We start from the raw sequence: 12,318 nt of genomic DNA on the forward strand, positions 1-12,318 counted from the left end.
GTGCCCTCACCCCTTCATCATGTTGACGTCTTCCACGGCGATCGAGCCGCGGTTGCGGTGGAACACGACCAGGATGGCGAGACCGATGGCCGCCTCGGCGGCCGCGACGGTCAAGACGAGCATCGTGAAGATCTGGCCCATGAGGTCGCCGAGGAACGACGAAAAGGCGACGAAGTTGATGTTGACGGCGAGCAGGATGAGCTCGACCGACATCAGGATGACAATCACGTTTTTCCGGTTCAGGAAGATCCCGAAGATCCCGATCGTGAACAGGATGGCCGCGACCGACAGGTAGTGCGACAGACCGATTTCCATGGGCGCCTCGCCGTGCTCCCTCGTTTAAACCCATCCGGCAAAAGGCGGCTTCAAGGACCGCCGGCCGGGTTAATGCGCGTTGCCGCGCGTCAGATACCCTTGCCCGGTTCCACCTTGCGGATCTCGATCGCGCTGTCCTTGTTGCGCGCGACCTGCTTCGCGATGTCCTGACGCTTGACGCCGTCCTTGTGGCGCAGGGTCAGCACGATGGCCCCGATCATGGCGACCAGCAGCACGAGGCCGGCGGTCTGGAAGAAGAAGATGTACTTGGTGTAGAGCACCTGGCCGATGGCCTCGATGTTGCTCACCTGGTCCAGCGACGGCGTCGGCTCGGACCGGTGTCCAAGCAGCTCGGGCGCGATCACCCAGGCGCCGAGACCCATCAGCAGCTCGACCAGCATGATGAAGCCCACGAGAGCCCCGACCGGCATGTACTGCAGGAAGCCCTGACGCAGCTCGACGAAGTCCACGTCCAGCATCATCACCACGAAGAGGAAGAGCACCGCGACCGCACCGACGTAGACCACGATCAGCAGCATCGCCAGGTACTCGGCCCCGAGCAGGATGAACAGCCCGGCGGAGTTGACGAAGGCCAGGATCAGGAACAGGACCGAGTGAACCGGATTGCGCGAGGCGATGACCATGAAGGCCGATGCCACGGTCACGCCGGCAAACAGATAGAAGAAAAGGGCTTTCAGGATCATGTCAGGACCTGCCTGTCTCGGTCTTGCGCCTTTGGGGGCTCGGCGCCCCTGTCGTTGGCTGGCATCGGTGTGAGGCCCCTGCCCGGCTCGCCCGCCGGCCAGGGCCCTGGATCAGGACGCGCTCAGCGGTAGGGCGCGTCCATTGCGATGTTGCGGGCGATCTCGCGTTCCCAGCGGTCGCCGTTGGCCAGGAGCTTTTCCTTGGAATAGTAGAGCTCCTCGCGCGTCTCGGTGGCGAACTCGAAGTTCGGCCCCTCGACGATGGCATCCACCGGGCAGGCTTCCTGGCAGAAGCCGCAGTAGATGCACTTGACCATGTCAATGTCATAACGGGTGGTGCGGCGGGTGCCGTCATTGCGGCGCGGACCCGCCTCGATGGTGATGGCCTGCGCCGGGCAGATCGCCTCGCAGAGCTTGCAGGCGATGCAGCGCTCTTCCCCGTTGGGATAGCGCCGCAGGGCATGCTCGCCGCGGAAGCGCGGGCTCACCGGGCCCTTCTCGAAGGGATAGTTCACCGTCGGTTTCGGCTTGAAGAAATAGCGCATGGCGAGAAAGAACGCCGACACGAATTCCTTCAAGAAGAGCGATTTAGCGGCCTGATCAAGTCCCATCGCCGTTGCCTTCCCTCACGCGCTCAGCCAACCAGCTGCTGCGCGGCCAGATACCCGATCACCGGAAAACCGAAGACCGGGAGAATGAACACCAGTTTGCGCAGGGCGGGCTCGAACCGCGTGGCGAAACCACCGCCCTTGCGCCTTTGCTTCTCCACCAACGCCGACAGAAGTCCGTTGGCGATGCCGTAGTCCAGCCAGCCGATGTAGAGGCCGATGGCGGCCCCGATCAGCCCGGCGACCGGAATGTCCACCGGCTTACGGTGCCCAGCCCGTCAGCTGCAGCACGCCGGCCACCAGGACCACCATGAACAGCGACAGCGGCAGGAACACCTTCCAGCCCAGACGCATCAGCTGGTCGTAGCGGTAGCGCGGGACCATTGCCTTCACCATGGCGAACATGAAGAAGACGAGGAGCGCCTTGAGCGTGAACCAGACGATGCCCGGGACCCAGGTGAAGGGCGGAATGTCGAGCGGCGGCAGCCAGCCCCCCATGAAGAGGATCGTCATCATCGCGCACATCAGCGCGATGGCAACATACTCGCCCAGCATGAACATCATGTACGGGGTCGAGCCGTACTCGACCATGAAGCCGGCCACAAGCTCGGACTCCGCCTCCGCCAGATCGAACGGCGGCCGGTTCGTCTCGGCAAGCGCCGAGATGAAGAACACGACGAACATCGGCAGCAGCGGCAGCCAGTACCAGTTCAGGATCGAGAGCCACGGCACGCCGAGATACGTCGCAAGGCCCGTCTTCTGGGCATTGACGATCTCGGTCAGGTTCAGCGACCCGGCACACAGCAGCACGGTGACGATGACGAAGCCGATGGAGACCTCGTAGGACACCATCTGCGCGGCCGAGCGCAGCGCCGACAGGAACGGATACTTCGAGTTCGACGCCCAGCCACCCATGATGATGCCGTAGACGCCGAGGGACGAGATCGCGAAGATGTAGAGGATGCCGACGTTGATGTCGGCGATCACCCAGCCCTCGGCCACCGGAACCACGGCCCAGGCGCTGAGCGCCAGCAGCACGGTGATCAGGGGCGCCAGCAGGAACAGGCCCTTGTTGGACCCGGCCGGAATGACCGGCTCCTTCAGCACGAACTTCAGAAGGTCGGCAAAGGACTGGAACAGACCCCAGGGCCCCACCACGTTGGGGCCACGGCGGATCTGCACCGCCGCCCAGATCTTGCGGTCGGCGTAGAGGATGTAGGCGATCACCACCAGCAGCACGACGAGCAGAACCACGCTCTGCAGCGCCATCCAGAGGAAAGGCCAGCCGTAGGTCGTCATAAACTCCGACATGTCTGTCCCCTGCCCCTTATTCCGCTGCCGCCGCCATCCGCGCCTTTGCGAGGGCGGAGCATTCCGCCATCACCTTCGACGCGCGGGCGATCGGGTTGGTCAGATAGAAATCGCTGATCACGTTGTGGAACGCGGCCGAGCTGGCCTTGCCCTGCTGGGCGGCAAGACGCGACACGTCGGCCGGGTCGCCGGCCGCGATCGCGTCGATGGCCGCCATGTGCGGATGCGCCTGGAAGAGCTTCGCGCGCAGCTGGGTCAGGCTGTCGAACGGCAGCGTCTTGCCGAGCACGGCCGACAGGGCGCGCAGGATGGCCCAGTCCTCGCGGGCTTCGCCCAGCGGGAAACCGGCGCGCTCGCCGAGCTGCACACGGCCTTCGGTGTTGACGTAGATCGCCGACTTTTCCGTGTAGGCGGCCCCCGGCAGGATGACATCGGCGCGGTGCGCGCCCTTGTCGCCGTGGGTGCCCTCGTAGACGACAAAGGCGCCCGCCGGGATCTGGATCTCGTCCACGCCGAGCAGGAACAGCACGTCGAGGCTGTTCTCGGCCAGGATCTGACCGGTGGTCAGGCCGCCCTCACCCGGCACGAAGCCAATGTCGAGCGCCCCGACCTGGGCAGCTTCCGTGTGCAGGACGCTGAAGCCGTTCCAGTCGGCACGGACCGCACCGCGGCTCTCGGCAAGCTTTGCGGCCAGCGCCAGGACGGCGGCGCCATCCGGACGGTTGATCGCGCCCTGGCCGACGATGATCAGCGGCTTCCTCGCGCCGCTCAGGAACGACGCATCGTCGATCAGCGCCGCCAGCGTGTCCGGGCCGGCGCCGCGGTAGGTCGCCGGATAGGTCAGGTCGGCGTTCTGGCCGATGATGCTGATCTCGACCTGGCCCTTGACCCAGCGCTTGCGCAGCCGGGCATTGAGCACCGGGGCCTCCAGCCGCGGGTTGGTGCCGATCAGGACGATCGCATCGGCCTCGTCGATCCCGGCAACCGTGGCGTTGAACAGGTAGCTTGCGCGCCCGTTGTTCGGATGCAGCGGCGAGCCGGGGTAGCGGCTGTCGATGTTCTTCACGCCGAGGCTGTCCATGAGCAGCTTCAGCGCAAACATCTCCTCGACGCCGGAGAGCTGGCCGGCAAGGGCGCCGATCCTGTCCGGGGTCGTCGCCTTGATGCGCTCGGCGATGATCTGGAACGCCTCGGCCCACGTAACAGGAACAAGCTTGCCGTCCTTGCGGGCATAGGGGCGATCAAGACGCTGGGTCTTGAGACCGTCCCAGATGTAGCGGGACTTGTCCGAGATCCATTCCTCGTTCACCGCCTCGTTGAGGCGCGGCATGACACGCATGACTTCCCGGCCGCGGGTGTCGACCCGGATGGCCGAGCCGAGCGCGTCCATGACGTCGATGCTCTCGGTCTTGACCAGCTCCCAGGGGCGGGCCTTGAACTCGTAGGGCTTGTGCGTCAGCGCGCCGACGGGGCAGAGGTCGGCCGCGTTGCCCTGCATCTCGGACGACAGGGCCGCCTCGAGATAGGTCGTGATCTCGGCATCCTCGCCACGGCCGATCAGGCCCATGTCGGCGACGCCGCAGACCTCGGTGGTGAAGCGGACGCAGCGCGTGCAGTGAATGCAGCGCGTCATGATCGTCTTGATCAGCGGGCCGATGTGCTTGTTCTCGACGGCGCGCTTGTTCTCGAGGAAGCGCGAGCCATCGACGCCATAGGCCATCGCCTGGTCCTGAAGGTCGCACTCGCCACCCTGGTCGCAGATCGGGCAATCCAGCGGGTGGTTGATGAGCAGGAACTCCATCACGCCCTCGCGGGCCTTCTTGACCATCGGGCTCTTGGTGAGCACGACGGGCGGCTCGCCGTTCGGGCCCGGACGCAGGTCCTTGACGCCCATGGCGCAGGAGGCCGTCGGCTTCGGGGGGCCGCCCTTCACTTCCACCAGGCACATGCGGCAGTTGCCGGCGATGGACAGGCGGTCGTGGTAGCAGAAGCGCGGCACTTCGGCGCCGGCCGCCTCGCAGGCCTGAAGCAGGGTGTAGTCCGCCGGAACGTCTACTTCATTGCCGTCGATGATCAGCTTTGTCATCGCGTGTCTCCGAATCCTCGTTCCCGGTTCACTCGGCCGCGACCAGCGGCTTGGGTGCCCTGGTCTTGGCGACGTAATCGTCGATGCGGGCCTCGATCACGGGCCGGAAATTCCTGATCAGCCCCTGGATCGGCCAGGCGGCCGCATCGCCAAGGGCGCAGATCGTGTGGCCCTCGACCTGCTTGGTCACGTTGAACAGCATGTCGATCTCCTCGCGCGAGGACTGACCCTTGACCATGCGTTCCATGACGCGCCACATCCAGCCGGTGCCCTCGCGGCACGGCGTGCACTGGCCGCAGCTCTCGTGCTTGTAGAAGTAGCTGAGGCGGGCGATCGCCTTGATGATGTCGGTGGACTTGTCCATGACGATCACCGCTGCGGTGCCGAGACCGGAGCCCAGGCCGCGCAGGGTGTCGAAATCCATCGCCACGTCCTTGATCTGCTCGCCGGTCAGGCAGGGAACGGACGACCCGCCCGGAATGACCGCCAGCAGATTGTCCCAGCCGCCGCGAATGCCACCGCAGTGACGCTCGATCAGCTCGCGGAACGGGATGCCCAGCTCTTCCTCGACCGTGCAGGGCCGGTTCACGTGACCGGAGATGCAGAACAGCTTGGTGCCGGTGTTGTTCGGCTTGCCGAGACCGGCGAACCACGCCCCGCCCCGCCGCAGGATGGTCGGCGCGACAGCGATGGACTCGACGTTGTTCACGGTGGTCGGGCAGCCGTAGAGGCCGACATTCGCCGGGAACGGCGGCTTCAGGCGCGGCTGGCCCTTCTTGCCCTCGAGGCTTTCGAGCAGCGCCGTCTCCTCGCCGCAGATGTAGGCCCCTGCGCCGTGGTGAACGTAGATGTCGAAGTCGTAGCCGTTCTTGTTGTTCTTGCCGAGCAGACCGGCGTCATAGGCCTGGTCGATCGCCGCCTGCAGGCGCTCGCGCTCGCGGATGAACTCGCCGCGCACGTAGATGTAGGCCGCGACCGCACCCATGGCGAAGCCGGCGACCAGGCAGCCCTCGACGAGCGTATGCGGGTCGTGGCGCAGGATCTCGCGGTCCTTGCAGGTGCCCGGCTCCGACTCGTCCGCATTGACGACGAGGTAGGACGGACGCCCGTCACTGGCCTTCGGCATGAAGGACCACTTGAGACCGGTCGGGAAGCCGGCGCCGCCGCGACCGCGCAGGCCGGAGCCCTTCATCTCGTCGATGATCCAGTCGCGCCCCTTCTCGAGCAGCGCCTTGGTGTTGTCCCAGTGGCCACGCTTGCGCGCACCCTCCAGACCCCAGTCATGGAGCCCGTAAATGTTGGTGAAGATCCGATCCTGATCCTTCAGCATCTTGCCTCTCTCACCCCTCGTTCTTGGCTGCGGCTTCAGCAGCCTTGCGGGCGGCCACTTCAGCCTGCACACGTGCAACTGATACTTCAGCCGAATCCGGTACACCGTTGAAGTCCTTGCCACCGCTGTTGATTGCCGGGCCGGCAAAGGCCTGCGAGGCCTTCTCGGACCCGTCCACCACATGCGGAACGGGCAGAACGCCCTGGGTGTCGTCGGCAATGTCCGTCAGCGACGTCGGGCCGCCTTCGGGCGCGCCGAAGCGGCGATTGATCTGCGGCCCGGGCGTGACTTCCCGCCCGGCGGAAATGTCGTCGATCAGCTTCTCGAGGCTGTCCGGCGTCAGGTCCTCGTAGGTGTCCTTGAAGATCTGGACCATCGGCGCGTTGACGCAGGCGCCCAGGCACTCGACCTCTTCCCAGGAGAAGTTGCCGTCGGCCGACAGCTCATGCGCATGGGCCGCGATCTTCGACTTGCAGACCCGGATCAGGTCTTCCGCGCCGCGAAGCTGGCAGGGGGTGGTGCCGCAGACCTGGATATGGGCCTTGCGGCCCACCGGCTGGAGCTGGAACATGGTGTAGAACGTCGCCACTTCCAGCACGCGGATGTGCGGCATGCCGAGCATTTCGGCGATGTAGCGGATGGCCGGCTCGCTGACCCAGCCTTCGTTCTGCTCTTGCGCGCGCCACAGCAGCGGGATGACGGCCGAAGCCTGACGCCCGGCGGGATAGCGGTCGATGACCTTCTTCGCCCAGGCGAGGTTCTCCGCCGAGAAGGCGAAGCTGTCCGGTTGTTCCGCGGCAAGTCTGCGAACCGCCATGGTCTAATCCCCGTTCCGTATGTCCCTGGCCGCAGGGCCAGACCGGAGGCCCGTCCTGCGGTGCCCCTGCGATCCGACCGCCGCGGCTGCGGCAGGCGCCAAGGCCGTAACCCGGGCGCCGATTGAACTACAGCCGGTCAGGCGCAACCGCCCTGCCCGGCTTCGACATGATCCCCTTGGAGGGGGCAGCAGCCTGAAGGTTGCTGCCTCCCGGCGCCAGAGCGCCTGACTGGCACGCCTGACTGGCGGGCCTGACTGGTGCGCCTTACCGATCCACCTCACCGAACACGATGTCGAGCGATCCGAGGATCGCCGACACGTCGGCGAGCTGGTGGCCACGGCAGAGATAGTCCATGGCCTGAAGATGGCTGTACCCGGGTGCCTTGATCTTGCAGCGATACGGCTTGTTGGTGCCGTCGGCCACGAGATAGACGCCGAACTCGCCCTTGGGCGCCTCCACGGCCGCATAGACCTCGCCGGCCGGCACGTGGTAGCCCTCGGTGTAGAGCTTGAAGTGGTGGATGAGCGCTTCCATCGACCGCTTCATCTCGCCGCGCTTCGGCGGGACGATCTTGCCGTCGGTGGCGGACACCGGTCCGGTTTCCTTGGTCAGGCGCTCAAGGCACTGCTTCATGATGCGGACCGACTGGCGCATCTCTTCCACGCGGATGAGATAGCGGTCGTAGCAGTCGCCGTTCTTGCCGATCGGAATATCGAAATCGAGATCGGCGTAGCATTCGTAGGGCTGCGACTTGCGCAAGTCCCAGGCCGCCCCGGAGCCGCGCACCATGACGCCGGAGAAGCCCCAGGCCCAGGCCTCCTCGAGCGTCACGACGCCGATGTCGACGTTGCGCTGCTTGAAGATGCGGTTGTCGGTCAGCAGACCCTCGATGTCGTCCAGCGTCTGCAGGAACGGATCACAGAAATCCCAGATGTCGTCGAGCAGCTGACGCGGCAGGTCCTGGTGCACGCCGCCGGGACGCACATAGGCTGCGTGCATGCGGGCGCCGCAGGCGCGCTCGTAGAAGACCATCAGCTCTTCGCGCGGCTCGAAGCCCCACAGCGGCGGGGTCAGCGCGCCAACGTCCATGGCCTGCGTGGTCACGTTCAGGAGATGCGACAGGATGCGGCCGATTTCCGAGAACAGCACGCGGATCAGCTGCCCGCGCATCGGCACGGTGATGCCGAGCATCTTCTCGACCGCCAGCGCGTAGGCGTGCTCCTGGTTCATCGGCGCCACATAGTCGAGGCGGTCGAAATAGGGCACGGCCTGGAGATAGGTCTTCTGCTCGATGAGCTTTTCGGTGCCGCGATGCAGCAGGCCGATATGCGGGTCGACGCGCGTGACCACTTCGCCGTCCAGCTCCAGCACGAGGCGCAGCACGCCGTGCGCCGCCGGGTGCTGCGGACCGAAGTTGATGTTGAAATTGCGAACCTGAGCTTCAGCCATGTCGCCCGCCTTAGTTCGTCGTTGCCTTCTCGTCGCCCGGCAGCACGTAGTCCGTGCCTTCCCAGGGCGAGAGGAAGTCGAAGTTGCGGAATTCCTGGTTCAGACGCACGGGCTCGTAGACCACGCGCTTCTTCTCGTCGTCGTAGCGCACCTCGACATAGCCCGTGACGGGGAAGTCCTTGCGCAGCGGGTGGCCGTCGAAGCCGTAGTCCGTCAGGATGCGGCGCAGGTCCGGGTGGCCGGAGAACAGGATGCCATACATGTCGTAGGCTTCCCGCTCGAACCATTCGGCCGCCGGGAAGACCGGAACGAGCGACGGCACGGCGGTGTCCTCGTCGGTGGCGACCTTGACGCGGATGCGCAGGTTCTGCACCGGCGACAGCAGGTGATAGACCACGTCGAAACGCTTCTCGCGCGACGGATAGTCCACGCCGCAGATATCCGTCAGGTTGACGAACTTGCAGCTCGCGTCATCGCGCAGGAAGCGGATCGCGTCGACCACCGCCAGCGTGCTGACCACCAGCGTCAGTTCGCCGTAGGCGACCGTCCAGGACAGAAGCCTGTCCTTCAGCCCCTGCTGGATGTGCTCGCCGAGTTCCTTGAGCGTCTCGTCCATCGTATCGACCTCGACAATGGCCCCGGCGGACCGGTTCCGGTCCACGGGGGCTCTCCCTTACGGCACCGTTCCCGGCGCCGCTGGCGGGTTGCCCCGCCCGTCCTGCCCGGCCGGACCCTGTCCGGCCTCAAGGCCTAGCGTTCGATCGTGCCGGTGCGGCGGATCTTCTTCTGCAGCATCAGCACGCCGTAGAGCAGCGCCTCTGCGGTCGGCGGGCAGCCCGGGACATAGATGTCGACCGGAACGATGCGGTCACAGCCGCGCACCACCGAATAGGAATAGTGATAGTAGCCGCCGCCGTTGGCGCAGGAGCCCATCGAGATGACGTAGCGCGGCTCGGGCATCTGGTCATAGACCTTGCGCAGGGCCGGAGCCATCTTGTTGGTCAGCGTGCCGGCGACGATCATCACGTCGGACTGGCGCGGGCTGGCGCGGGGCGCAAAGCCGAACCGCTCGGCGTCGTAGCGCGGCATCGACATCTGCATCATCTCGACGGCGCAGCAGGCGAGACCGAAGGTCATCCACATCAGCGAGCCCGTGCGGGCCCACTGGATCAGATTGTCGGTGGAGGTGACGAGGAAGCCCTTGTCGGCCAGCTCGTCGTTCACCTGGGTGAAGAACGCATCGTTGGCGCCGACCGGCTTGCCCGTTGCCGGGTCGATCAGACCCTTGGGCTGCGGTGCCACGAGCGGACCGGAAGACGTGGTCAGTCCCATTCCAGAGCCCCCTTCTTCCATTCGTAGATGAAGCCGATGGTCAGCACGCCGAGGAAGACCATCATCGACCAGAAGCCATAGGCCCCGAGATCGCCGAACACGACCGCCCACGGGAACAGGAAGGCCACTTCCAGGTCGAAGATGATGAACAGGATCGAGACGAGGTAGAAGCGCACATCGAACTTCATGCGCGCGTCGTCAAAGGCGTTGAAGCCGCACTCGTAGGCCGACAGCTTCTCCGGATCCGGCTTGGAATAGGCCAGCAAAAACGGCGACACCAGCAGGGCCAGTCCAATGACCAGCGAGATGCCGATGAAGACGGCAATCGGGATATAGTCCCGCAACAGATCTTCCATGTCTTTCGCGTCCTTGCATTTGGCGGGTCGGATCGGGAGGGGATCCAGCCGACGCGGACAGGCGCACAGACGCGACTCAGGCCCGCGACGGCCCCGGTTTAACCAACATGCGAGCGCACGCTTAGCCCACGAGCATGGGCAACGCAAGAGCCCAGACCGGTCAAACACCAGCACAATTTATCCCTGAGGATGCCTTAGCGAAGCATGAATTGGCCGAAACGTCGTGGAAGCATCGGAAAACAGCCAAAATAAAGCCTCATTTCCAGCCGGTTGCAGGCCCGGCATGCGATGTCGCAGGCGACGGTCGCTGCCCCTGATGCAACGCCCCGGGGGCAAGCCGTTGCTTGGCTGGCGAAGGAGTTCCGACGGGGTGGGACAAAAGGTCACAAATGAAAAAGGCCCCACCGAGGGGGCCTGTTCATTTCGTGAGTGGCGCGAGTGACGGGGCTCGAACCCGCGACCTCCGGCGTGACAGGCCGGCACTCTAACCAACTGAGCTACACCCGCACATCTCACGAAGCGGTCGCCACTTGTCCAGAGACTGGAAAGTGGCGCGAGTGACGGGGCTCGAACCCGCGACCTCCGGCGTGACAGGCCGGCACTCTAACCAACTGAGCTACACCCGCTTCGTTCTCACGAACCGTGTGGCCCGCGAGAAGTGGGCGTGGTGTACGGCCTGACGGGTCGGAAGTCAAGCACCAGAAACAGCGTTCGGCGCGGATTTTCCACCGGCCCGAAAACTCGCGCCGATCCCTTGCAAAACCGCCGGTTTCCGCTTGCGAAGCCCCGCTTCGGGCGCGGCCTTGTGTGCGGTTGACCGGGCAGAAATCTCTTCTCCGGCAAAAGGTTATCCACAACGAAAGCTGGCCGGCAGACGTCCGCAAGAGGGACTGGATCGGATGCGGCCCGGATGCAGCACGGCCGGCCGGCGCAAGCGCCCTCGCCCGCTCCCCGTCATCTCAATCGCCGCCTGCCGGCACAGCGACAGGGAGAGGCTCGGGGACAGGCTTGGGGACAGGCTTGAGGACAGGCGCAGGCGCCACACGACACAACAAAAAACCCGGCGACTTTCGTGCCAGGTTCGGACCGTCCGACTATGGTGCGGAATGGTGGGCGGTGAGAGACTCGAACTCCCGACATCCTCGGTGTAAACGAGGCGCTCTACCAACTGAGCTAACCGCCCGCCCGTAAATGCGGCTCTTAGGGGCTTCGCACCGGCTTGGCAAGAGGCAAATCAAGCCCGGATTGGATTTCGTCGCGATCCTGTGGGCAACGCGCCTCCGCCTGCGGACCCGGCTCCGGGCGTGGTGTGACCGATGCAGGCCGCGAGGCCGTCGGTCGAGGGTGTCGTGCCGGCAGGCTCTCGCCAGGCCTTGCCTGCCTGGACCGGAGACCTGTTCCCTCCCCGCTCTTTTTCAGGTCCGGCCTGGATGTCGGTGTCGGAGGAATGTCTGCCCGCCGCTCATCTCCCGAGCACCGCGCCGGCCAGGCTGCTGACGACCGCGCCGTTGTTGATCGCCATGTAGAGCGGTCTTGGCGGCCGTGTCGTTTCCTCGACATGGCGGTGGATCCAGGTTCGCTGCTCCATGGAGCGCAAGGAGTGCGACAGCGCCCGGTCGGTGATCGACGGCAGGCTGCGCCTTATCTCGCCGAACGGGTGGGCCGCCTGAAGCGTGGCCAGGACCGGCAAGGTCCAGCTCAGGCGCAAGAGATCCTGTTCGTCCTGCCTGACGGCCTTGAGAACCTCATGCGCGAGGCCGGCCGCCGCCACGCCTGCCGGCGTCAGGCGAAACTCGGGACGAAGGGGATGTCCATGGCCCGGATTGCGCTCCAGAAGCCCAAGCGTCACCAGATGCTCAAGGCTTTGCAGAAAGGCCGTCCGGCCAGCTCCGGTCGCAGCCAGCAGGGCGGCCTGCCGGCCGGGAATGCCGAGATGGAGCTTGTCCAGAATGGATAATGCCCAGGCTCTCGAGGTGATCTTGACAAGGAGGTTTATGTCCATATTGTAT

Annotated in this window: 13 protein-coding genes and 3 tRNA genes; all 16 read right to left on the bottom strand. The window is 65.2% G+C overall.

All coding sequences use genetic code 11. The features are described from left to right. Positions 1–6 precede the first annotated feature (6 nt). Entirely contained in the window at positions 7–315 is a 309-nt protein-coding gene (gene nuoK, locus GWI72_RS06870) for an NADH-quinone oxidoreductase subunit NuoK (protein WP_161673190.1), read from the bottom strand. A gap of 89 nt (positions 316–404) precedes the next feature. Then, a complete protein-coding gene (locus GWI72_RS06875; protein WP_161673192.1) occupies positions 405–1,019 on the bottom strand; it encodes an NADH-quinone oxidoreductase subunit J in 615 nt (204 codons plus the stop codon). A 122-nt stretch (positions 1,020–1,141) separates the two neighbouring features. Next, positions 1,142–1,630 (bottom strand): NADH-quinone oxidoreductase subunit NuoI, encoded by a 489-nt coding sequence (gene nuoI / locus GWI72_RS06880; RefSeq protein WP_106753282.1) that lies wholly within the window; start codon positions 1,628–1,630, stop codon positions 1,142–1,144. 23 nt (positions 1,631–1,653) lie between these two features. Continuing rightward, the gene (locus GWI72_RS06885) at positions 1,654–1,884 is read right to left on the bottom strand and encodes a hypothetical protein (protein WP_161673194.1); all 231 of its coding nucleotides are present in this window, start codon (positions 1,882–1,884) and stop codon (positions 1,654–1,656) included. A 4-nt stretch (positions 1,885–1,888) separates the two neighbouring features. Beyond that, the gene (gene nuoH / locus GWI72_RS06890; RefSeq protein WP_161673196.1) at positions 1,889–2,938 is read right to left on the bottom strand and encodes an NADH-quinone oxidoreductase subunit NuoH; all 1,050 of its coding nucleotides are present in this window, start codon (positions 2,936–2,938) and stop codon (positions 1,889–1,891) included. A 16-nt stretch (positions 2,939–2,954) separates the two neighbouring features. After that, complete coding sequence (gene nuoG, locus GWI72_RS06895; RefSeq protein WP_161708201.1) at positions 2,955–5,024, bottom strand: NADH-quinone oxidoreductase subunit NuoG; 2,070 nt, start codon at positions 5,022–5,024, stop codon at positions 2,955–2,957. A 28-nt stretch (positions 5,025–5,052) separates the two neighbouring features. Beyond that, positions 5,053–6,354, bottom strand: coding sequence for an NADH-quinone oxidoreductase subunit NuoF (gene nuoF / locus GWI72_RS06900; protein WP_161673199.1), 1,302 nt, complete (start codon positions 6,352–6,354; stop codon positions 5,053–5,055). Positions 6,355–6,364: 10 nt separating this feature from the next. Beyond that, the gene (nuoE, locus tag GWI72_RS06905) at positions 6,365–7,171 is read right to left on the bottom strand and encodes an NADH-quinone oxidoreductase subunit NuoE (protein ID WP_161708202.1); all 807 of its coding nucleotides are present in this window, start codon (positions 7,169–7,171) and stop codon (positions 6,365–6,367) included. 265 nt (positions 7,172–7,436) lie between these two features. Then, on the bottom strand, positions 7,437–8,621 hold the full coding sequence (locus GWI72_RS06910) for an NADH-quinone oxidoreductase subunit D (protein WP_161673203.1): 1,185 nt from the start codon (positions 8,619–8,621) through the stop codon (positions 7,437–7,439). A gap of 10 nt (positions 8,622–8,631) precedes the next feature. Next, positions 8,632–9,237 carry an NADH-quinone oxidoreductase subunit C gene (locus GWI72_RS06915; RefSeq protein WP_161674618.1) on the bottom strand — a complete coding sequence of 202 codons (606 nt, stop codon included), beginning with the start codon at positions 9,235–9,237 and terminating at the stop codon, positions 8,632–8,634. A gap of 134 nt (positions 9,238–9,371) precedes the next feature. Further along, complete coding sequence (locus GWI72_RS06920; RefSeq protein WP_161673205.1) at positions 9,372–9,953, bottom strand: NuoB/complex I 20 kDa subunit family protein; 582 nt, start codon at positions 9,951–9,953, stop codon at positions 9,372–9,374. Beyond that, on the bottom strand, positions 9,944–10,309 hold the full coding sequence (locus tag GWI72_RS06925; protein WP_161673207.1) for an NADH-quinone oxidoreductase subunit A: 366 nt from the start codon (positions 10,307–10,309) through the stop codon (positions 9,944–9,946). The genes GWI72_RS06920 and GWI72_RS06925 overlap by 10 nt, the downstream gene beginning before the upstream one ends. Before the next feature lie 430 nt (positions 10,310–10,739). Next, positions 10,740–10,816: transfer RNA gene (locus GWI72_RS06930), tRNA-Asp, on the bottom strand. Between the two features lie 42 nt (positions 10,817–10,858). Next, a tRNA-Asp gene (locus GWI72_RS06935) sits at positions 10,859–10,935 on the bottom strand. 481 nt (positions 10,936–11,416) lie between these two features. Continuing rightward, positions 11,417–11,492 (bottom strand) — tRNA-Val (locus GWI72_RS06940). A gap of 279 nt (positions 11,493–11,771) precedes the next feature. Then, on the bottom strand, positions 11,772–12,311 hold the full coding sequence (locus GWI72_RS06945) for a winged helix-turn-helix transcriptional regulator (protein ID WP_161708203.1): 540 nt from the start codon (positions 12,309–12,311) through the stop codon (positions 11,772–11,774). Positions 12,312–12,318 lie beyond the last annotated feature (7 nt).

The sequence above is a fragment of the Pannonibacter sp. XCT-53 genome (assembly GCF_009915765.1).
In the GTDB taxonomy this organism is placed as follows: Bacteria; Pseudomonadota; Alphaproteobacteria; order Rhizobiales; family Stappiaceae; genus Pannonibacter; species Pannonibacter tanglangensis.

Bases quoted from the DNA above. Each gene is read 5' to 3' on its own strand.
- nuoK (WP_161673190.1), bottom strand. From the start codon at position 315: ATGGAAATCGGTCTGTCGCACTACCTGTCGGTCGCGGCCATCCTGTTC.
- GWI72_RS06875 (WP_161673192.1), bottom strand. From the start codon at position 1,019: ATGATCCTGAAAGCCCTTTTCTTCTATCTGTTTGCCGGCGTGACCGTG.
- nuoI (WP_106753282.1), bottom strand. From the start codon at position 1,630: ATGGGACTTGATCAGGCCGCTAAATCGCTCTTCTTGAAGGAATTCGTG.
- nuoH (WP_161673196.1), bottom strand. From the start codon at position 2,938: ATGTCGGAGTTTATGACGACCTACGGCTGGCCTTTCCTCTGGATGGCG.
- nuoG (WP_161708201.1), bottom strand. From the start codon at position 5,024: ATGACAAAGCTGATCATCGACGGCAATGAAGTAGACGTTCCGGCGGAC.
- nuoF (WP_161673199.1), bottom strand. From the start codon at position 6,354: ATGCTGAAGGATCAGGATCGGATCTTCACCAACATTTACGGGCTCCAT.
- nuoE (WP_161708202.1), bottom strand. From the start codon at position 7,171: ATGGCGGTTCGCAGACTTGCCGCGGAACAACCGGACAGCTTCGCCTTC.
- GWI72_RS06910 (WP_161673203.1), bottom strand. From the start codon at position 8,621: ATGGCTGAAGCTCAGGTTCGCAATTTCAACATCAACTTCGGTCCGCAG.
- GWI72_RS06915 (WP_161674618.1), bottom strand. From the start codon at position 9,237: ATGGACGAGACGCTCAAGGAACTCGGCGAGCACATCCAGCAGGGGCTG.
- GWI72_RS06920 (WP_161673205.1), bottom strand. From the start codon at position 9,953: ATGGGACTGACCACGTCTTCCGGTCCGCTCGTGGCACCGCAGCCCAAG.
- GWI72_RS06925 (WP_161673207.1), bottom strand. From the start codon at position 10,309: ATGGAAGATCTGTTGCGGGACTATATCCCGATTGCCGTCTTCATCGGC.
- GWI72_RS06945 (WP_161708203.1), bottom strand. From the start codon at position 12,311: ATGGACATAAACCTCCTTGTCAAGATCACCTCGAGAGCCTGGGCATTA.